General features: G+C 70.3%; 20 protein-coding genes and 1 tRNA gene. 12 read left to right on the top strand and 9 right to left on the bottom strand.

The annotated features are described in order from the left end of the window. Positions 1 to 307: 307 nt before the first annotated feature. Together B8W67_RS09000 and B8W67_RS09005 are read right to left on the bottom strand one after the other, a co-directional pair. Positions 308 to 1,240: a mesocentin gene (locus B8W67_RS09000; RefSeq protein WP_085303567.1), complete on the bottom strand. Its 933-nt coding sequence runs from the start codon at positions 1,238 to 1,240 to the stop codon at positions 308 to 310. Between the two features lie 17 nt (positions 1,241 to 1,257). Next, on the bottom strand, positions 1,258 to 1,503 hold the full coding sequence (locus tag B8W67_RS09005) for a hypothetical protein (protein ID WP_085303636.1): 246 nt from the start codon (positions 1,501 to 1,503) through the stop codon (positions 1,258 to 1,260). 186 nt (positions 1,504 to 1,689) lie between these two features. On the opposite strand from B8W67_RS09005, the gene B8W67_RS09010 reads away from it, so the two are divergent. The 5 genes from B8W67_RS09010 (at position 1,690) to B8W67_RS09030 (ending at position 8,342) form a co-directional block, all read left to right on the top strand. Continuing rightward, a complete protein-coding gene (locus B8W67_RS09010; RefSeq protein ID WP_234806710.1) occupies positions 1,690 to 2,559 on the top strand; it encodes a helix-turn-helix transcriptional regulator in 870 nt (289 codons plus the stop codon). A gap of 331 nt (positions 2,560 to 2,890) precedes the next feature. Further along, complete coding sequence (locus B8W67_RS09015; RefSeq protein ID WP_085303569.1) at positions 2,891 to 4,231, top strand: DEAD/DEAH box helicase; 1,341 nt, start codon at positions 2,891 to 2,893, stop codon at positions 4,229 to 4,231. A 237-nt stretch (positions 4,232 to 4,468) separates the two neighbouring features. Further along, on the top strand, positions 4,469 to 5,542 hold the full coding sequence (locus B8W67_RS09020) for a TQO small subunit DoxD (RefSeq protein WP_085303571.1): 1,074 nt from the start codon (positions 4,469 to 4,471) through the stop codon (positions 5,540 to 5,542). Between the two features lie 29 nt (positions 5,543 to 5,571). Further along, on the top strand, positions 5,572 to 5,829 hold the full coding sequence (locus tag B8W67_RS09025; RefSeq protein ID WP_085303572.1) for a hypothetical protein: 258 nt from the start codon (positions 5,572 to 5,574) through the stop codon (positions 5,827 to 5,829). A gap of 140 nt (positions 5,830 to 5,969) precedes the next feature. After that, the gene (locus B8W67_RS09030) at positions 5,970 to 8,342 is read left to right on the top strand and encodes a lysylphosphatidylglycerol synthase transmembrane domain-containing protein (RefSeq protein WP_069391765.1); all 2,373 of its coding nucleotides are present in this window, start codon (positions 5,970 to 5,972) and stop codon (positions 8,340 to 8,342) included. A gap of 1 nt (position 8,343) precedes the next feature. Here the strand turns inward: B8W67_RS09030 and B8W67_RS09035 are convergent, their stop codons facing one another. The 3 genes from B8W67_RS09035 to galT are packed head-to-tail and all read right to left on the bottom strand — an operon-like array spanning position 8,344 to position 10,909. Next, on the bottom strand, positions 8,344 to 8,685 hold the full coding sequence (locus B8W67_RS09035; protein WP_069391766.1) for a hypothetical protein: 342 nt from the start codon (positions 8,683 to 8,685) through the stop codon (positions 8,344 to 8,346). A gap of 53 nt (positions 8,686 to 8,738) precedes the next feature. Then, the gene (locus tag B8W67_RS09040; RefSeq protein ID WP_085303574.1) at positions 8,739 to 9,830 is read right to left on the bottom strand and encodes a galactokinase; all 1,092 of its coding nucleotides are present in this window, start codon (positions 9,828 to 9,830) and stop codon (positions 8,739 to 8,741) included. Further along, positions 9,827 to 10,909 carry a galactose-1-phosphate uridylyltransferase gene (galT, locus tag B8W67_RS09045; protein ID WP_085303576.1) on the bottom strand — a complete coding sequence of 361 codons (1,083 nt, stop codon included), beginning with the start codon at positions 10,907 to 10,909 and terminating at the stop codon, positions 9,827 to 9,829. Before galT ends, B8W67_RS09040 begins: the two co-directional genes overlap by 4 nt. A 146-nt stretch (positions 10,910 to 11,055) precedes the next feature. Here galT and B8W67_RS09050 point away from each other — a divergent pair, with 146 nt between their 5' ends. Continuing rightward, the gene (locus B8W67_RS09050) at positions 11,056 to 13,191 is read left to right on the top strand and encodes an FUSC family protein (protein ID WP_234806713.1); all 2,136 of its coding nucleotides are present in this window, start codon (positions 11,056 to 11,058) and stop codon (positions 13,189 to 13,191) included. On the opposite strand, the gene B8W67_RS09055 is transcribed toward B8W67_RS09050, so the two are convergent. Next, positions 13,120 to 13,995, bottom strand: a complete 876-nt coding sequence (locus B8W67_RS09055) for a hypothetical protein (RefSeq protein WP_109561746.1) — start codon at positions 13,993 to 13,995, stop codon at positions 13,120 to 13,122. The genes B8W67_RS09050 and B8W67_RS09055 overlap by 72 nt on opposite strands. Positions 13,996 to 14,092: 97 nt before the next feature. Here B8W67_RS09055 and B8W67_RS09060 point away from each other — a divergent pair, with 97 nt between their 5' ends. After that, a complete protein-coding gene (locus B8W67_RS09060) occupies positions 14,093 to 14,605 on the top strand; it encodes a hypothetical protein (RefSeq protein ID WP_085303580.1) in 513 nt (170 codons plus the stop codon). Next, on the top strand, positions 14,598 to 15,236 hold the full coding sequence (locus B8W67_RS09065; protein WP_085303582.1) for an RES domain-containing protein: 639 nt from the start codon (positions 14,598 to 14,600) through the stop codon (positions 15,234 to 15,236). The genes B8W67_RS09060 and B8W67_RS09065 overlap by 8 nt, the downstream gene beginning before the upstream one ends. Here B8W67_RS09065 and B8W67_RS09070 read toward each other — a convergent pair. After that, on the bottom strand, positions 15,208 to 15,726 hold the full coding sequence (locus B8W67_RS09070) for a DUF309 domain-containing protein (RefSeq protein WP_085303584.1): 519 nt from the start codon (positions 15,724 to 15,726) through the stop codon (positions 15,208 to 15,210). The genes B8W67_RS09065 and B8W67_RS09070 overlap by 29 nt on opposite strands. A 35-nt stretch (positions 15,727 to 15,761) precedes the next feature. On the opposite strand from B8W67_RS09070, the gene B8W67_RS09075 reads away from it, so the two are divergent. From B8W67_RS09075 to B8W67_RS09085, 3 genes are read left to right on the top strand one after another with little or no spacing between them, the layout of a single operon-like run. Then, positions 15,762 to 16,529, top strand: a complete 768-nt coding sequence (locus B8W67_RS09075; protein ID WP_133056086.1) for a DUF3298 domain-containing protein — start codon at positions 15,762 to 15,764, stop codon at positions 16,527 to 16,529. Between the two features lie 35 nt (positions 16,530 to 16,564). Continuing rightward, positions 16,565 to 16,996, top strand: coding sequence for a pyridoxamine 5'-phosphate oxidase family protein (locus tag B8W67_RS09080; RefSeq protein WP_085303588.1), 432 nt, complete (start codon positions 16,565 to 16,567; stop codon positions 16,994 to 16,996). Continuing rightward, on the top strand, positions 16,986 to 17,576 hold the full coding sequence (locus tag B8W67_RS09085; protein WP_131814663.1) for a lipoprotein LppJ family protein: 591 nt from the start codon (positions 16,986 to 16,988) through the stop codon (positions 17,574 to 17,576). The genes B8W67_RS09080 and B8W67_RS09085 overlap by 11 nt, the downstream gene beginning before the upstream one ends. Positions 17,577 to 17,612: 36 nt before the next feature. Here the strand turns inward: B8W67_RS09085 and B8W67_RS09090 are convergent. Then, a tRNA-Tyr gene (locus B8W67_RS09090) sits at positions 17,613 to 17,698 on the bottom strand. Positions 17,699 to 17,796: 98 nt separating this feature from the next. Between B8W67_RS09090 and B8W67_RS09095 the strand changes: the two genes are divergently transcribed. Further along, positions 17,797 to 18,288 (top strand): YajQ family cyclic di-GMP-binding protein, encoded by a 492-nt coding sequence (locus B8W67_RS09095; RefSeq protein ID WP_069391774.1) that lies wholly within the window; start codon positions 17,797 to 17,799, stop codon positions 18,286 to 18,288. Here B8W67_RS09095 and B8W67_RS09100 read toward each other — a convergent pair. Then, positions 18,275 to 19,387: a baeRF11 domain-containing protein gene (locus tag B8W67_RS09100; protein ID WP_069391775.1), complete on the bottom strand. Its 1,113-nt coding sequence runs from the start codon at positions 19,385 to 19,387 to the stop codon at positions 18,275 to 18,277. The two genes, B8W67_RS09095 and B8W67_RS09100, sit on opposite strands and share 14 nt — an antisense overlap. Between the last annotated feature and the right edge of the window lie 54 nt (positions 19,388 to 19,441).

Below are 19,441 nucleotides of genomic sequence, written 5' to 3' on the forward strand. Positions count from 1 at the left end.
CCCCGGCACACCGGCTTACCCGGCGAATCCCGGTCTGGCGCCGGCCCCGGCGTATCCCGCCAGCCCCGCCTATCCCGCCACCCCGGGGCTGGCCCAGGTCCCGGGGTATCCCGCACCCGTGGCGCCGCGGGCAACCCCCGGTGTCGCCCTGCGCTGAGCGGACACGACTTCATTCCCTGTTGTCGGGTGTGCACCGACGGCAATCGGTTCTGCGCCCGCCGCTCCACAATCGGTGAACGACAAGCCCGCCACATCCTGACACTTCATTCCGCCGTGTCCGCGAATATGGATCGGCCCGCGGGCGCTACTACTCATCGTCGACAGAAACATCCCCGGAATCACTGTCGTCGGCTGGAGTCGTGCCGTCGCTGTCACCGTCGTCGGGGACAGGATCGTCGAACGACGGATCCTCAGGGTCGTCCATATCCCCAGGCGCTGGCACATCATCGGGCACATCGACATCCGGAACCGGGGAGTCATCGGCCGGATCACTTTCCGACGCAGGCCCGTTCGGCGAATCGTTACCCCCGTGGTTGGGGTTGGTGCAGATGGTGCCCTCGCAGGAGTCGTCGAATGAGGGGTCCTCGCCGCCATAATTGGGGTTGGTGCAGATCGTGCCCTCGCAGACCACATAGCCCGGGCTGCCATCCGGGTTCTTGATCGCATCGGCACTGACGAAACTGCCCACCGGGCAACTGGGGTCTTCGGTTCGCGCGCAGTACTCTTGGGTGTGATTGTTTCCGGTAGATCCGTTGGCGCCCATCGGCCCGCCGTGGATGGGGTTACCGTTCACATCCCAAAAGCCACCGCTGTCCGCACCACCATAATTGGGGTTGGTGCAGATCGATCCCTCGCACACAACGTAACCCGGGCTGCCATCAGGATTTCTGATCGCGTTGGGGCCGACATAACTGCCCACAGGACACCCGGCGCTCTTGTTCCGCGCGCAGTATTCCTGGGAGAGGTTGCTCCTCTTGGACCCGTTGGCGCCCATCGGACCGCCGTTGACCGGATTTCCGTCTGCATCCCAGTAGCCGCTGGTCGGAGCGAGCGCCACGTTGGTGCCGTGGTAGCTGCCCGTCGGACACTTCGGGTCCCGGTTCTGCGCACAATATTGCACGTTCGAGGTCAGCTGCGGCGCCTCGCTGTGCTTACGTGATTTCGCGGGCGTTTCGCTGCCACACGCCGCCAGCAATCCCAGCGCTGCGAGACTGATGAAGATCACTGCGAATCTGCGCATCGGTAGTCCTCCCGTCCCTAAGGGGCGCCGACGCGGTCAGTGGGGCTATCGGTGTTGTGCAGATACCACAGGCCGTCCTCGTGCTGCTCGCAGTACCAGTACTTGAGGAAGTCGTCGTCCGACGCATTGTCCAGGTGAGTATCGGGGCCATCCCTCAGGCACGCCTCCTCGTCGGCCCAACTCCAGGGGATACCGTTTTCGTCCCGGACCACCATGTCGTCCGCGTGCGCGCCCGCGGCACCGCTGAGGGCACCACCGAACATCACTACTAGCGTGGCGATCACTCTCGCGCTCACAAATCTTCCTTCCTCACCCGGCAGCCGTGTTCACAGCTTCCAACCTGCATCGCCGAGACGATACATAGTTAACGTCCAGACATCTTTCGAAAAAGAGGGGCGAAACTTGCGAAATCCGCGACCCTACCTGCGGGTGGATTAGCCTGGCTCGATGTGGATCGCACGCGACCTCGACAGCACATGCCGGTGGCCATGAGTAGACATCGGCCTGACTCCGAGGGCGTCGAACCCGACATCGTCGCGCGTGGGGTCGAATTCCGTTTCGTGACAACCAGTTCCGATGATGTTGTCACTTGGTCTTTTTCAAGACCCCAGCACAACATTTTGATTTGGCGTCGCGGCATCGCATCCGAGAAGGCGGTCGACTTCGAGGGCCGTCCCACGATCAAGGCCGCGCCCCACACAGGCGACGTGTGGGTCATCCCCGCCGACTACCGTTCCACTGCGTCAGCCCGAACGGCCGACTGCGAGTTCACTCAACTGACGCTACCGACCTCGATACTAGGAGATGCCCGTCTTCAGCCGGTACTGGCGAAGCAGGATCGTTTACTACACACCATGACCGACAGAATCGCCGACCTCGCTGAGCGCGACGATGTTCTCGCCCGACTATTGCGCGAATCAATCGTCGAAGGATTGTGTCTGCACATCCGAGACCGATTCAGCGAAGCCATACCCGTCGCCGACGCCTGCGCCCCGGAGCTGAATCGGGTACAACAACATCGGATCATTGAATTTCTGCACGACAGCCCGGACGTCCACGTTGATCTCGCATCGCTGGCAAAGCTCGTGGACATGCATGTCCACGAATTCCGGAGGGCGTTCACCAACACATTCCGGACGACCTTGTATCAATTCGTGCTGGACCAACGGATTCAACGCGCGAAGACGCTGTTGACCAACTCTGCCTTGTCGATGACTGAAATAAGCGCTGAAGTGGGGTTTTCCAACCCCAGCCACTTCTCGACGACGTTCAAGCAACGTGTGGGCGTGACCCCGACGGTCTTCCGCCGTAATACATGACCCGAGTCGGCGACAGCCTCCGCGGATCGTAGTCGCCGCTGGTGACGGTACGTGTGATCGCTCACACTTGCCGCCGCAGCGCCGTGCGGGCACCCCGCGTCGGGGCTGGATCGGATAGAGTGACACCAACGTCGGCACCACGCCGATACGTCGTGGAACGCTTCATCATCAGCTAGCCCGGCCCACACACTGCGGCCCGATCGATGATCCGTGCTCCCGCACAAGCTTTTTTCGCGGCGATCGATTTTGCCCACCGGCAATCTCGCCATCTGTGCCGCGCATGGTGAACCAGCGCCCGGCACACCCGATGCCTGAAAGGCACTCCGTTTACATGACTTCGCAACCGTCCTTTGCCGATCTCGGCGTTCCCGCCGCGATCGTCGGTGCTCTCACCGACGCCGGCATCACCGCCCCGTTCCCCATCCAGGTCGACACGCTGCCCGACACCCTCGCCGGCCGTGACGTGCTGGGTCGGGGCAAGACCGGCAGCGGCAAAACGCTGGCGTTCTCCATCCCGCTGGCCGCCCGCCTCGACGCCGGCGCCCGCACCCCGGCACGCCCGACCGGGCTGGTGCTCGCCCCCACCCGCGAGCTGGCCACCCAGATCACCGCCGCCCTGGCGCCGCTCGCCGCGGCCCGCAACCTGCGGGTGACCACGATCTTCGGTGGGGTGAACCAGAACCGCCAGGTGAGCGCGCTGAACAACGGCGTCGACATCGTGGTGGCCTGCCCCGGCCGACTCGAAGACCTGATGCGCCAGAAACTCGTCAGCCTGGAATCGGTGCGCATCACCGTCCTCGACGAGGCCGACCACATGGCCGACCTGGGATTCCTGCCCGGCGTGACCCGCATCCTCGCGGCGACACCGCAAGGCGGCCAGCGGCTGCTGTTCTCGGCCACCCTGGACAACGGGGTCGACAAACTGGTCAAACGCTTTCTGCGCAACCCGGTCTCCCACGCCGTGGACGAGGCCACCTCACCGGTGGCGGCGATGACCCACCACGTGTTCCACGTCGCCGACGCCTCAGCCAAAAAGCAACTGGTGCAACGGCTGGCGTCGGGCACCGATCGGCGAATCCTGTTCATGCGCACCAAACATCAGGCCCGCAAGCTGGCCCGCCAGCTCACCGAGGCCGGTATCCCGTCAGTGGATCTGCACGGCAACCTCTCCCAGAACGCCCGCGACCGCAACCTGGCGGCGTTCTCCGCCGGGACCGCAAAGGTTCTGGTGGCCACCGACATCGCTGCCCGCGGTGTGCACGTCGATGAGGTTGGACTGGTGGTCCACGTCGACCCGCCGGTCGAGCACAAGGCCTACCTGCACCGCTCGGGGCGCACCGCGCGGGCCGGCAGTTCCGGTGACGTCGTCACGATCGTGATGCCCGAACAGCGCAAGGACACCGCCGCGTTGCTGCGCAAGGCCGCCATCACCGCGCGCCCCCAGCAGGTCGACGCCGACTCCGAGTCGGTGACCGCCCTGGTCGGGCAGGTCGCGCCGTATCAGGCGCCCGCCCCCAAACAGGCGCCCGCACCGGCGTCGGCCAAACCGCGCCGCCGCCGCGGTGGGCGCGGGACACACCAGGGGCAATCGGAGCAGCGTGCCGCGCGGCCCGCGCGTCGCCGCAGCACCGGCGGTCGCCGCGTCGCCCACTCCACCTCGACGCCCGCCTAGCGCCCGGGCACGGTAGCCCCCGGGCGCCGAGCACCGGGGGTTGTGCACTCACGGCGGCCCACCGCGGAGGGTTGTGCACTCACGGCGGCGCAGGCGGCGAATCGGCCGCCGCCATGTAACAAACCTGTGCGTGACCCCGCGCGAACCCCGCGGAAAACCCCGCGTGAACCCCTACTCGACGCGCCGTTGCCCACCACAGTTGGGAAACCCCGCGGAAAGTCGGTAAGCAGGACGGCGATGACCGCCACCACCGACCCCAGCGACACCACCGCCGACACCGCCGACACCGCCGACACCGCCAACGCCCGGACCGCCCGCTTCGACACCGCCGCGCTGATCACCCTGCCGGTGCGCCTGGTGGTGGGCTGGACCTACTTCTCGGCGTTTTGGCGCCGCGTCGCCCTGGAGGACAAGCTCAACCCCGACCTGCCGGGCTACATCGGCGAGAAGTTCAACCATTTCCTGCCGAACGCGCTGGGGATCGGCCCGATCATCGAGCACCTTTTGACCCACCCGGGTCTGCTGCAGGCCGCGATGACGGTGTTCACCATCGCCGAGGGCCTGGTCGGGGCGGCGATCATGCTGGGCCTGTGCACCCGGCTGATGAGTGTGGGGGTGTTCTCGTTCGCGTTCGGAATCCTGCTCTCCGCCGGCTGGCTGGGCACCACCTGCCTGGATGAATGGCAGATCGGCATCCTCGGGGTGGCCGCCGGGTTCATGCTGTTCCTCTCCGGCGGCGGACGCTACTCCCTGGACCGCCTGCTGGTGGGCCGCCGCCCCGGCCTCGGCGAGCGGCGCTGGTTCGCCTGGCTCGCCTCGGGCCCGATCCCGCTGCGCACCCCGGCGGTGCTGGGCACCACCGCCGCGATCGCCGCGTTGACGCTGTTCACCAACCAGTTCTTCCACGGCGGGGTGTACGGGCCGCTGCACAACAAGTCGGTGGCCCCGCGGATCGAGATCACCGACGCCACCCTCACCGACGACACCCTGCGCTTTCAGCTGTATCGCACCGAGGGCGCCGACGTGTACGGCGCGTTCCTCATCGGCCTGGACGTCCTCGACACCGCCACCGGCCAGCCGCTGCTGCATCTCGACGGCGACGACCTGGCCGCACTGGACCCGGCGGTGATCGACAACCGCTACCTCGCGCCGGTCGCGCCCGGCGCGCACGCGCTGGTGGTGCCGTTGGGGGCGAAGGCGCAGCTGACCCTGCCCAGCGCCCCCGCGCGCCCCGGTCACGACTACGCGTTGATCCTCACCGACGTCAGCGGCGCCGCCTGGCAGCACCCCGTCGAGCTGCGCGCAGACTGACTGTCAGAGCCCGGCGCGACCATGGGGCCATGAATGCACGCACCGTCATCGATGTGGCGCTGCTGGCCGGCGCCGCGTTGCTGACCACCCTGGCCCCCGCCCCGCCGGCGCACGCCGACCCGCCCTGCGCGGCCTTCGACACCTGCCGCTACATGCCCAATCCGTATTACGACGGACCGCTGATGCCCACCTGGGACATCCCCGGCTACTACGGCGGCTGGACGACCGGGCCGGTGCTCTGCGACCCGGTCACCGTCACCTGCCGCGGGGTCGCCCCGGCGGCCTGATCGCGACACAACCGGTGCGGGGACCGATCGCAGCCTCCCCCAGCCACGCCCACCGGCCCGGTAACCTCATCCCGGCAGACCAGCGCCGTTTAAGTTGACGGCAAGGCGCCGACAGGTGCACGACCGGACCGAAAGACACCATGCGAGTTGACGGGCGCGACATCGCCGTTACCGGCAGCTTGCTGCAGCCTCTGAACCGCCGCACCAACGACATCCTGCGGCTGGCGATCGCCACCGTGGTGCTCGCCGCGGTGATCGCCAGCTCGCTGATCACCCGCCGGGAATGGATCGTGCTGGAACGCTCGGTGGCACGGCTGGTCAAAGTGCTCTCCCCCACCCAGGCGAACATGGTGTACCTGGTGTACGGGTTGGCGATCGTGGCGCTGCCGTTCGTGATCCTGATCGGGATGATCGTCAACCGGCAGTGGAAGCTGCTCGGCGCCTACACCGTCGCCGCGGTCGGAGCGTTCGTGTCGCTGTCGGTCGGCGGCAACGGCTTCGCCGCCCCGCGCTGGCATTTCGACCTGTCCGACCGGCTGGACACCATGCTGGCGCAGTTCAGCGACGATCCGCGCTGGATCGCGATGCTCGCCGCGATGGTCGCGGTGTCCGGGCCGTGGCTGCCGCCGCGCTGGCGGCACTCCTGGTGGACGCTGCTGTTGGCGTTCATCCCGATCCACCTGGTGATCAGCGCGGTGGTGCCGGCCCGCTCGGTGCTCGGCCTGGCCACCGGCTGGTTCGTCGGTGCGCTGGTGATCCTGGTGGTCGGCACCCCGGCCCTGGAGGTGCCGGTTGAAGGGGCGATCCGCGCGCTCAACCGGCGCGGCTACCCGGTGGCCAGCATGGCCGTGGTCCGCCCGGCCGGGCCCGGCCCGCTGGTGTTGGCGGCCACCTCCACCGCCGACGCCGAGGCCACCGTGCGGCTCTACGGGCCCAACCAGCGCAGCGGCGGGGCGCTGCGCCAGATCTGGCGCAAGCTGCGGCTGCGGGACACCGAGACCGCCCCGCTGCACGCCTCGATGCGCCGCGTCGTCGAACACCGGGCGTTGATGATGGTCGCCGCCAACCAACTGGAGGTCGCCAACACCGACACCCTGGCGGTGGCGGCCCTGGACCGCGGCTGGACCCTGCACGCCCACACCCCGCCGCGCGGCGTGCCGATCAGCGAATGCACCGACACCACCTCGGTGACCGCGGTCTGGTCGGCGCTGCATGAGCTGCACGCCGAGCAGATCGCCCACGGTGACCTGCGGGCCTGCGAGATCACCGTCGCCGACGACACGGTGCTGTTCGGCGGGTTCGGCAGCGCCGAGTACGGCGCCACCGACGCGCAGCTGGACTCCGACGTCGCCCAGCTGCTGGTGACCACCGCGGCGCTGTATGACCCGCAGTCGGCGGTGGGCGCGGCGATCGGCATCTTCGGCCGCGACGCGGTGTTGACCGCCTCCCGCCGGCTCACCAAGACCGCGGTGCCCAAACGGCTGCGCATCGGCCTGCCCGACGCCAAGGCGACTATCGCCGCCACCCGCGACGAGGTCAAACGCCAGACCCACACCGACCAGATCCAGGCCACCACCGTCACCCGGTTCACCCGCACCCAGGTCATCCAGCTGGTATTGCTGGTGGCCCTGGTCTACGTGGCCTACCCGTTCATCAGCACCCTGCCCACCTTCTTCACCCAGCTGCGCACCGCCAACTGGTGGTGGGCGCTGGTCGGGTTGACCGTCTCCTCGCTGACCTATGTGGGGGCCGCGGCCGCACTGTGGGCCTGCGCCAACGGGGCGGTGAGCTTCCGCAACCTGACGATCATGCAGGTGGCCAACACCTTCGCCGCCACCAGCACCCCGGCCGGCATCGGCGGGCTGGCGCTGTCGACCCGTTTTCTGCAGAAGGGCGGGCTGACCACCACCCGCGCCACCGCCGCGGTCGCACTGCAACAGTCGGTGCAGGTGATCGTGCACGTGCTGCTGTTGATCTTCTTCAGTGCCGCGGCCGGGGTCTCGGCGGACCTGTCGCATTTCGTGCCGAGTGCGACCCTGCTGTATCTGGCGGCCGGGGCGCTGCTGGGCGTGATCGGCACGTTCCTGCTGGTGCCCAAGCTGCGCCGTTGGATGGCCGAGGCGATCGGTCCGCGCCTCAAAGAGGTCTCCACCGACCTGGTGGCCCTCGCCCGCGAACCGCAACGGCTGGCGTTGATCGTGCTCGGCGCCGCCGGCACCACCTTGGGGGCCGCGCTGGCGCTGTGGGCCAGCGTGGAGGCGTTCGGCGGGGGCACCACGTTCGTCACGGTCACGATCGTCACGATGGTCGGTGGCACGCTCGCCTCGGCGGCCCCCACCCCCGGCGGGGTCGGCGCGGTGGAGGCCGCCCTCATCGGTGGGCTGGCGGCGTTCGGGGTGCCCGCCGCGGTCGCGGTGCCCTCGGTGCTGCTCTACCGGGTGTTGACCTGCTGGCTGCCGGTGTTCGTCGGCTGGCCGGTGATGCGCTGGCTGACCCGCAACGACATGATCTGATTCACGGGTTCAGCACGTACAGCACCGCGAACAGCGCCGCCTCCACGACCCCGGCCACCGCGAACGTCACCGCGAACCCGCGCACCCACCACCGCTGCGGCAGCGCGAACGGCATGATCACCGCGGCGACCACCGCAGCCGGCACCGACATCAGCATCCCGAAGACCATGCCGTAGCCGTGCGGATCGTAGCTGCGGTCCGAGGAGTGCAGCAGCGACAGGATCGGCAGCGACAGCAGCATCAACCAGCACATGGTGGCCAGCGTGCCGATCACCGCGGCCAGTACGCGCGCCACCAGCACCCCGGTCGACTGCACGTTCGGAGTCTCCGCCGGCGTCGTCATGGGGTCAGCCTGCCAGGCCCACCGACCCCGCCGGCACACGAATTATCGGGCCCTCAGGGGCACAGCCCGGCGCCGTCGGCGGCGAACGTGCGGGTGATCGTCGGCTCGGCGTACCCGGCGGCGACGACCGCGGCGCGCACCGCCGCGCCGATCTCGCGGGCGCGCGCCTCGGGCACCAGCGCGATGACGCTGCCGCCGAACCCTCCGCCGGTCATCCGCGCGCCCAGCGCCCCGGCGTCGACGGCGGTGTCGGCGATCAGATCGATGTGGGCGGTGGTGATCGCGAAATCGTCGCGCATCGAGGCGTGCGACTCAGTCCACAGCCGCCCCCCGGCAACGAAATCCGCATCGGCGAGGGCGGCGACGAAATCGAGCACCCGACGGTTCTCGGTCACCACGTGCCGGGCGCGCCGGGCGTCGATCGGGTCGGCGACCCCCTCGAGTGCTGCCACGTCGTCGACCTCCCGCAGCGACGCGAGCTGAAGGTCGGCGGCGGCGCGTTCACAGGAGGCCCGCCGGGCGGCGTACGCCCCGCCGACGTGGTCGTGGCGGGAGTGCGAGTCGATGAGCAGCAACGCGACCGCGTGACCGTACGGGTCGAACGTCACCGGGCGCACCGCGACGTCGCGGAAGTCGATGAGCAGCGCGGTCGCCGACGCCCCGTACAGCGCGGCGAGCTGGTCGAGCAGACCGGTCGGGGCGCCGACGTAGTCGTTCTCGGCGCGCTGGGCGATGCGGGCCGCCTCGGTGCGGTCGATGGTCAGACCCGCTGCGGTGCTCAACGCGCCGAGCACCGCGCATTCCAGCGCCGCCGACGACGACAGCCCCGCCCCGATCGGCACGTCGGAGGCCACGGCCAGCTGGCCCCCGGGTACGGCGTAGCCGCTGCGGCGCAGCGACCAGATCACCCCGGCCACATACGCCGCCCATCCGCTCACCGCGCCCGGGGCGGTGTCCAGCGCGATGTGCACCGGCTCCTCGGCATGGTCGCTGTAGGCGGTGACGCTGTCGGTGTCGGCGTCGCCGGGGATGAAGGTGGCAATCGTGCGCTGCGGCAACGCGATCGGCAACGCGAACCCACCGTTGTAGTCGGTGTGCTCGCCGATCAGGTTGATCCGCCCCGGCGCGGCGTAACGCACCGTCACCGGGCCTGCTCCCGCAACCGGGCGGCCACCGACTCGGGGGTGACGTCGACGATGAACGCGTCCATCGCCGACTCCGACCCGGCCAGGTACTTCAGTTTGGTGGCGCTGCGGCGAATCGAGAGGAACTCGACGTGGAAGTAGCCGTCGCGTTGCGCAGCGCTGTCGCGATACTGGTGCAGCGCAGCAATATACGGCAGCGGCGCACCGTAGAGCGCGTCGAAGCGGCGCAGCACCTCCTGGTAGAGCGCGGCGAACTCGTCGAGTTCGGTCTCGGTGAGCTCGGTGAGGTTGCGCACCCACCGATTGGGGTACAGGTGCACCTCCACCGGCCAGCGCGCCGCGAACGGCACGAACGCGGTGAACGTCGCGCTGCGGGCGATCACCCGGGTTCCGTCGGCGACCTCGCGCGCCAACAGGTCGGCGAAAAGGTTGCCGCCGTGGCGGTCCCGGTGCTCGCGGGCTCGGGCCAGCATGGTCGCGGTGCGCGGCGTCAGGTACGGGTAGGCGTAGATCTGGCCGTGCGGGTGCGACAGCGTCACCCCGATCTCCTCGCCGCGGTTCTCGAAACAGAACACCTGCTCGACGCCGTCGGCGGCCAGCAGAGCCGCGGTGCGCTGCCGCCAGGCCGCCACGACCAACCGCGCCTGGGCGAAAGGCAGGTCGGCGAAGGAGCCGGTGTGGTCGGCGGAGAAGCAGATCACCTCGCAGCGGCCGTTGCCGGGCGCGGTGTGAAACCCCGGGGCGCGGGGCGTGCTGATCGGCCCGGCTCCGGCGAGGCTGGGAAACCGGTTCTCGAACACCACCACGTCGTAGTCGGGTGCCGGGATCTCGCTGGTGGTCCCGCCCGGTCCCGGGCACAGCGGGCACTGGTCGGCGGGCGGCTTGTAGGTGCGGTCCTGGCGGTCGGCGGCGATGATCACCCACGCTCCGGTGGTCTGGTCGAAGCGCAACTCGGTGGGCTGCTCGCGGCGCGGCGGCAGCGGGCGCCGGTCGGCCACCGGTGCCGGCACGTGAGCCGGCAGGGAGAAAAACAGCAGTTCACGCCCGTCGGCGAGGGGCCACACGGTGGGCTCGGTCACGCTTGCGAAGCGTAGCGGCCCGGCGGTGCACCATGGGACAGGGCACGCGTGGCAGTCTGTGCCGGGCGAGATCGAGGCGGAAAAGGGGCGCGGTGGCCGGTCGCAGTGGGGTTCTCGGCGCCGGCCGTGGGGGTGCGCTGAGCCCGGTGGCCGGACGCTTTCTGGTCGAGCAGGCGCGCACCTGGGCGGTCGGCTCGGATCCGGGGCTGTTGCGGCTGCAGACCGCGATTCGCACCACGATCGCGCTGGGGGTGGCCCTCGGGGTGCTCTACCTGTTGGCGTTGGCGACCGGGGCGCCGGTGACGGTGTCCGTGCTCGGCGCGGTGGTGGCGATGATCTCCGCCCGCGCGGTCAACGAACCCGATCCGCGCCGCCAGCGCATCACGCTGCTGCTGCTGCCGGTTCCGGCGGCGGCGGCGATCACCGTGGCCAGTCTGCTCGGCCCGCACTGGATCGCCGCGGACGTGGTGTTCGTGGCGATCACGTTCGTCGCGGTGTACGTGCGCCGCTTCGGCCCGCGCGGGATGGCGCTGGGGATGGTCGCGGTGATGACCTACTTCTTCACCCTGTTTTTGGAGGCCACCCCCGCCGAGTTGCCGTGGCTGATCGCGGCGGTGGCGGTCGGTGCTGCCTGCACCCTGCTGATCAGCAGCTACCTGCTGCCCGACCGCCCAGAGCGGGTGCTGCACCGTACGGTGCGGGCGTTGCGCGCGCGGATGGCGATCGTCGCCGAGACCGCCGCCGACGTGGTCGCCGCCGGCCCGGACGATGAGCGTCGGCGACGACGGCTGGCGGTGCGGGTGGCCCGGCTCAACGAGACCGCGCTGATGGCGCAGTCCCAGATCGAGGAGAAGGTCGATCCGGCGCTGGTGTGGCCCGGTGTCGACGGCGCGGACCTGGCGTTGCGGCTCTTCGACGCCGAGTTGACCTTCGAGCGGGTCGCGATCACCGCCGGACGCGCCGCGGGTGCGGACCTGGCGCCGGCCACCCGGTCCCAGGTCGCCGCGGTGCTGTCGGATCTGGCCGCCGAGATGCGGGTGCCGCGCTCGGTCGGGCTGGACCGGGTGGAGGCGGCGGCGCGCCCGCTCATCACCGCCGATCCCGCCGGCACCCGCGGCACCGAGCTGTATGCCCGCCGCGTCGGCATGGCGGTCACCGACGCGGTCGCGGTGATCCGCCGGATCCGCGAGCTCGCCGAGCGGGGCAGCGCGAGCCCGGCCGCCCCGCTGGCCACCCAATCGGCCCCCGAACCGCCCGACGGCGACGGCATGCGCCCGACCACCCGGCAGGCCATCCAGGTCACCGTCGCGGTGTCGCTGGCGATCGTGGCCGGGGAGGCGCTCTCCCCGGCCCGGTGGTACTGGGCGGTGATCGCCGCGTTCGTGACCTTCGCCGGCACCACCTCGTTCGGCGAGACCCTCACCAAGGGCTGGCAGCGGCTGCTGGGCACCGTGCTCGGCGTGCCGGCCGGGGTGCTGGTGGCCACCGCGGTCTCCGGGCGTCCCGGCGCGGCGGTGCTGCTGATCTTCGTCTGCCTGTTCGCCGCCTTCTATCTGATGAAGGTGTCGTATGCGTTGATGATCTTCTGGATCACCACCGTGTTGGCGCTGCTGTACGGGCTGCTCGGCCAGTTCAGCCTCGACGTGCTGGTGCTGCGGATCGAGGAGACCGCGATCGGTGCGGTCATCGGGGTGGGGGTCGCGCTGCTGGTGTTGCCGACACGGACCAAAACCGCGATCCGCGACGCGGCGTGCGCGTTTTTGACCGCGCTGTCGGAATCGGTGGACACCTCGGTGGCCGCCCTGGCCGGCGACACGGTGCACCCGACCGATCAGGCCCGCCGGGTGCATACCCAGCTGCAGCAGTTCCGCACCGCCGCAAAACCGGTCACCGTCGGCATCGCCGGGATCGCGGGGCGCAACACCATGCGCCGCAGCCTGCGGCTGGTCAACGCCTGCGACCACTACGCGCGGGCGCTCGCCCGCGCCAGCGCCGTGCCCACCACACAATCCCGGCAGGTGACCAACCTGATCGCCGCCGCGGCCGCCCAGACGCGCGCCAACATCGACGCGCTCATCGCCCACCTGCAGCGCCGCGATCCGCGGGGGCTGCGCTCGGCCACCGATCTGCTCGACGCCGCCGAAGCCCTCGCCACCCCGACCGCCGGTCCGGACACCGAGAACCGGCGGGTCGCCGGGGCGGTGCAGGCGCTACGTCAGATCGACCGGGCTCTGCTCGACGCCGCCGTCGACCTCGGGGTGCCCACCGTCAACCTCTGGTAGCCCCACCGCATCGGGACGGGCCTGTTGGTAGGCGCCCAGGTAGGCGGTGGCGGCCTTCGCGGCACGGCGCAGCGCCCCGTATTCGCCGAGGTAGGCGGCCACCCCGCCGACACCGGGCAGCACCGACAGCCGGCGGAACACCCGCCGCGGTTGGGGGCGGCGGTCCAACTCGTCGCCGATCCCGCGCAGCACCGCCGCCAGGTGCCACCAGGTGCGGATCAGCGTGATCGGGTTGCGCGAGGGACGCGGCTCCTCGACGTCCCCGTCCGGGTCGAGGTGACGTTCGGCGAGGTCACGGTCGAGGCTGCGCCCACACAGCACCGCGGCGAGCAGCTGGACACACACCGCGGGGTCGGTGACACCGTGTTCGCGGGCGACGGCGCACAGCACCAGCGCCTGGTTGGCGAAGCCCAGCATCGGCTGCACCGGCAGCAACGTGCTCAGCAACCCCAACGACCGGGGCGAGGCGACCGCGAGGGTGTTCAGCGCGCCGACCCGGCGCACCCACCAGTTGGCACGGTGACGCACGTCCATGCCGTCCCACGCCCGGGTGCCGGGGGCGTGGGCGACGTTGATCACCCACGCGGCGCCGTCGACCATCGACTCGAGCGCCGACTCGAGCACCGCGGGTCCGGCGGGCGCCCGGTCGGCGGCGGGATCGTCGTGGGTGCGCGCCTTCAGCCCCAGCGGGTCGGTGTCGGCGAGCATCCCCAGCAGTGGGGTGATCAGTCGCACGGCGCGGCCCAAAGCGGCGGCGACGTCGTCGTCGGTGAGCACGGCGCGGGAGGAACGCAGAAGACCCATGGCCTGATCCTGCTCGACCGCCCGGGCACACCTCAATACACCTCCCCCACGACGGTTTCGATTGTTTCGATGTCGGTGCACCGGGTAGGCTGATGTCATGTCCACCGCCGCCACCCTCGCCGAACGCATCGCCGACCGCGCGCGCCGCGACGCCGAGTTCGCCGAGGTGCTCGACACCTTGCTCACCGCACCGACCACCCCGTCGGGAACGCTGGAACGCGTTGCCGCCCAGAGCCTCAACGATCAGCGCAACGCCGCGCTGGTCGCCGAGTTCACGGCCGGCTCCCTGCCGACCCCGGACGTTCAGCGTCGGTTGGGGTTCTCCTCTCCGCAGGCGGTGCACCGGCTGCGCAGCCGCGGCAAGCTTTTGGGCGCGCCGGTGGGCAACCGCACCTGGTTCCCGGCGTGGCAGTTCGACGGGGACCGGCTGCGCGCCGACCTGCCCGAACTGTTGGAGCTGCTGGGCCGGTTCACCGACGACGCGCTGGCCGCCGACCGGATCATGCGGTTGAGCCGCGACGACCTCGACGGCGACTCGATCGTCGAGGCGCTGCGCCACCGAGACCGGGCGCCCACCGCCCGGACGCTGCTGGCCGCCCTCGGTGCCTGAGCTCGCCGCCGGCTACCGCCGCCCGCTGCCCGCCGAGCGCCCCTCCGGGTTGGCGCGGCGGCGCCTGCCGGCGGGCACCACCCTGTGGCGGCTGGAGGCCCAGGGGCCCGAGGCCTGGGACTGGGCGGGGTTCGCGACCCCGCGGTTCCGGTTCGACCCCGAGTCGGGGGCGTTTCGCACCCGCTACGCCGGGTCGACGCTGCCCGGCGCGGCCCGCGAACGCTACCGCGGCACCGGGCTGTTGATCCCCGCCGACCACGCCGACCAGCAGATCACCCGCCTGGTGGCAGCGCGCCCGCTGCGGGTGCTCGACCTGCGCACCGAACGCAACCTGGACCTGCTGGACCTCGACGATCAGATCAGCACCGGCCAGCACCCGGCGGTGTGGCGCACCTGCCACCGGCTCGCCGACGCGGTGCACCGCTGGTGGCCGCCGACGCCGGCCGATCCGCATCCCCTCGACGCGATCGTGTACCGGTCGCGCACCACCCCGGAGACCTCGCTGAACGTCGCGATCTTCGGCATTGCCGCGTTCACCGCCCGGTGCTGGCCGCTGGGTCGGCGCACCGACCTGCTGGCCGAGTTGGTGTTGCACCACGGCTTCACGATTGGGTGGGAGCTGGGCGGCTGACCAGCCGGGGCCGCAGCTGGGTGGCCGGGATCGCCGCCCCGGCGTCGACCCGCTCGGCGAGCCGCTCGGCGAAGCCGATCAGCCCCGCCACGTCGACGTCGTGGCGCGGTGTCGCCGCACCCAGCCGGCCCGCGCCGCGACGCAGCAACGCCGCCGCACCGGTGCGGTTGCCGCGTTGGATGTGGGTGATCCCGACCGCGAGCTGGGCCAGCCCCTGCCAGAGCATCCGCTCGTCGTCGGGGCCGGTCTTCCACGCGGCCTCCAGCACCTCGTGGGCGTGGAACGCCCGCCCCTCGTCGAGCAGGCGCTGCGCGTAGGCGAGTGACTCCGGTGGCGGCAACTGCAGATCCTCGGGCACGGTGGGCACGCCGCGGCTGCCCCGCGGCAGCGGACGGCCCAGCGCGTCGCGGGGCCGGGCGTTGCGCGGCCGCCCGGATTCGTCACGGTCACGTTCGGCCGGGTCACGTTCGGACCGGTCTCGTTCGAACATAGGACCATCATGCCCGGCCTCGTAAACTCTCACAGGTGACGCATCTTCGTTGGATCGCGGCGCTGGGCGCCGTGTCGCTGCTGGCCGCCGGCTGCCAGGGCTCCCCGGGCGGCGACCCGGACTCCCCGCCGACCACGACGTCGGGACCGATCGGGTTCTGTGCGCAGCTGGGCGGGCAGTGGAACACCCCGGCGCGACGCTGCACCCTCGACGGGAAAACCGAGCACACCCATGTCAGCGTCACCTATCCGATCGAGCTGATCGACGACCCGACCGCCGGTCCGGCGCTGAAAACGTTTGTGCGCGAGTTCTATCACCAGCACGCGGAGTCCGACGGCGGTGGCGACGGCGAGAGCAGCGCCACCCTCAAGCACTCGGTGTTCCACCACGGCCCCGACATCACCTCGGTGGTCTTCGACGGCGACTGGTACGTCGCCGGCACCCCTCACCCCAACGAGGAATACACCACGTTCACCTTCGACTTCTTCGCCGGACGCCAGATGCAGCTCAGCGACCTGTTCTGCCCCGGCGTCGACCCGACGGAGGCGATCCCGCCACTGATCCACGACCAGATCGTCGAGCAGTTCGGTGACGACGGACCGCTGACCGTGGAGAGCTTCGAACCCGGGGCATCCGGCGGAAACTACAGCGACAACTACCGGGCATGGTTCCTCGACGGCGACGACCTGGTGGTGTACATGCCCGCGGCGCGTGTCGGGCCGGTCGGTGCCGCCGCGGTCAAGGCCCGCGTGCCGCTCACCGAGCTGCAACCGCACCTGCACGACGGCGGTTGCCCCACCTGACCCACACCGGCGCCCCGATCTGATGGAATATCCCCATGGCGCGCCCCTTCACCGAGACCGAACGTGAACAGTTCCTCGCCGACAAACACATCTGTGTTCTCTCGGTCGCCGCCGGCGACGGCCGGCCCCCCGCCGCCATCCCGATCTGGTACGACTACACCCCCGGCGGCGACATCCTGATCAACACCGGGGTCAACAACCGCACCGCGAAGCTGGTGCGGGCCGCCGGCGTGGTCACCGTGGTGGTGCAGCGTGAAGAACTGCCCTACCAGTACGTGATCGTGGAGGGCACGGTCACCGCGGCCACCACCCCGGCACCGCTGGAGATCCGCGAGCGGATCGCGGTGCGCTACCTGGGCGAGAAGGCCGGCCGGGCGTTCGCCCGCTCCGGCGACGACGCCGAGGCGGTGCTGTTCACCATCCGTCCCGATCGCTGGCGCAGCGTCGATTTCACCGGTGACCTCTGAGATGGCCGACGCCGAGGACGCGCAGCGCCGGGCGGTCCGCACCCCGGTGTTGGTGCTCGGTATCGCGCTGGTGGTGCTCGGGGTCATCGCCGGGCTGACCGTGGTGGCGCTCTCCGGGCCCGAGCGTGCCGGGCTCTCCGACGACGCTGCCCGCGCCCGCGTGGTGGAGACGGCCCGCCGGGTCGTCCACGTCGCCTCGCTCTACGACGTGCAGGCACGGTTCTGGTTCCAGCCGTGCTCCGCGGAGCCCGGCGCCCCGCCGCCGGCCCCCGAGGAGAACCCGGGGCCGCCCTACACCGGCCGGGTCGACATGACCTTCGCGATCCCGCGAAACACCACCGCGCAGTCCTCACTAAAAAACGTGGCGGTGCTGCTCGGGGTCAGCGGGTGGCAGACCGCGGCGCTGACCCCCGACAGCGACCGCTGGACAACGGTCAAAGACGGGGTGGCGACCATGATCTCGCCGGTGCCCGAGGACCCCGACCGCGGCCAGGCGCTGGTGGTCGGCGAGTGCAACGACTGGAACGATCACCGCGACGACAGCAGCAGCGGTGAGGACGTCAGCGATCAGCTGTGGTGAGCGCGGCCGCGGCCGCAGCCGCGCTTGGAGTGCTTGTGGTGCCAGGTGCAGGATTCGAACCTGCGTAGGCTTACGCCGACGGATTTACAGTCCGCTCCCATTGGCCGCTCGGGCAACCTGGCGGGGTGCGCTAAGCAGACTACAACGCGCCCCGACCGCACCCACAAGCGGCCATGGGGGCACCGCGACCGCGACACGCACCGAAAGGGGACCTCATTCCATGGCGGATTCATCGTTCGACGTCGTCAGCAAGGTGGACCGGCAGGAAGTCGACAACGCCCTCAACCAGGCCGCCAAGGAGCTGGCCACCCGATTCGACTTCCGCGGCACCGACACCTCGATCGCTTGGAAAGGTGAGGAGGCCGTCGAGTTGAGCAGCTCCACCGAGGAGCGGGTCAAGGCCGCCATCGACGTGTTCAAGGAGAAGCTGGTGCGCCGCGACATCTCGATGAAGTCGCTGGAGGTCGGTGAACCGCAGGCGTCCGGCAAGGGCTACAAGGTGGTCGGCACCATCAAGCAGGGCATCTCCAGCGAGAACGCCAAGAAGATCACCAAGCTCATCCGCGACGAGGGCCCCAAGGGCGTCAAGGCGCAGATTCAGGGCGAGGAGGTGCGGGTGTCGTCGAAGAAGCGCGACGATCTGCAGTCGGTGATCGCGCTGCTGAAGAAGGCCGACCTCGAGGTGGCGCTGCAGTTCGTCAACTACCGCTGACCGGCGCGAACCGCAGGATCGCGGCGAGTTCGCCGCCGTCGGGGATGTCGGCGCGGCGCACCGCCAGCACCCGGGCTCCGGCGAGCAGCGCGCGCCGGGCGATCTCGTCGACCAGCCCGTACCCGGTGTCCCCGGTCTCCAGTGACACCGCCCCGGTCTCCGGGTCGATCGCCCCGGCGACCACGGTGTCCATGTCGATGAGCATGGTGGCGATCTGGCCGTAGGTGGCCGCCCGCGCGGCGTCGGCGAGGTCGGTCAGGGCTCGGCCCTGCGCGCGGCGCTCGGCGAAGACCCGGTGCCACTGCTCGATCTGGTCGGCGTAGAAGCGGTCGAGCACCGGGCGGGCGTCGGCGGCCAGCTGGCCCGCCGAGCGGGTTTCGGGGCTGCCGGTCAGCGTCTCGGCCACCAGCCCCGGGTAGGAGTTGACCTCCCGGTAGGTGGAGGCGATCGGCTCGGCCGCCGCGAGGATCAGCGGCAGCGTCCCGTCGGGCAGCACCGCACGCAGGGCCCGGTCGATCGCCCGCGCGTACTGGCGCACCCGCACCTGGCGTTGGTCGGAGCCCGACAGGCCCCCGAACTCGCTGCGGCCGGTGATCGCCGAGCGTCCGGCGTGGTCGGCAGCACTGGTGGGCAGATCCGGCACGGCCAGTTCCCGGGCGGGAGCGTCGCCGGACAGCTCGATGAGCCGCACCGAGTTCTCCGCCAACGCCAGGATGAACGCGCTCTGCGGAAAGGTCGTCGCCCGCAGCAGCGGCTTGAGGTGCAGCCGGTCGGCGACCACTTCGACGGCGGTGAGCCGGTTGGGCAGCCGGTAGGTCAACACCCCGTCGGTGGTGGCGTAGACCACCAGCGAACGGGACTGGTGGCGCCAGAAATCCGGGTCGGTGAACTCGACGAACCCCTCGGCGAAGATCTGTCGCTCCCCGTCGTCGGTGATGCTCTGCAGCGCCGCCCTGGTCTGGTTACGAAACGCGGTCACCGGCGCGTCGGGATGTTGCGGCTTGCCCTCGGTGGGCGTCACGATCGTCACGCAGGTCCGCCCGTGCACCGATGCGAGGACCTCGATCTCACGGACTCCGGGAAAATCGTTGTGCAACATCTGCCGCCTCCTTCGGGGCCGACGACGGGAAAAACCCCGCCTGCCTTCGACCAT

The sequence above is a fragment of the Mycolicibacillus koreensis genome (assembly GCF_002104795.1).
GTDB lineage: Bacteria > Actinomycetota > Actinomycetes > Mycobacteriales > Mycobacteriaceae > Mycobacterium > Mycobacterium koreense.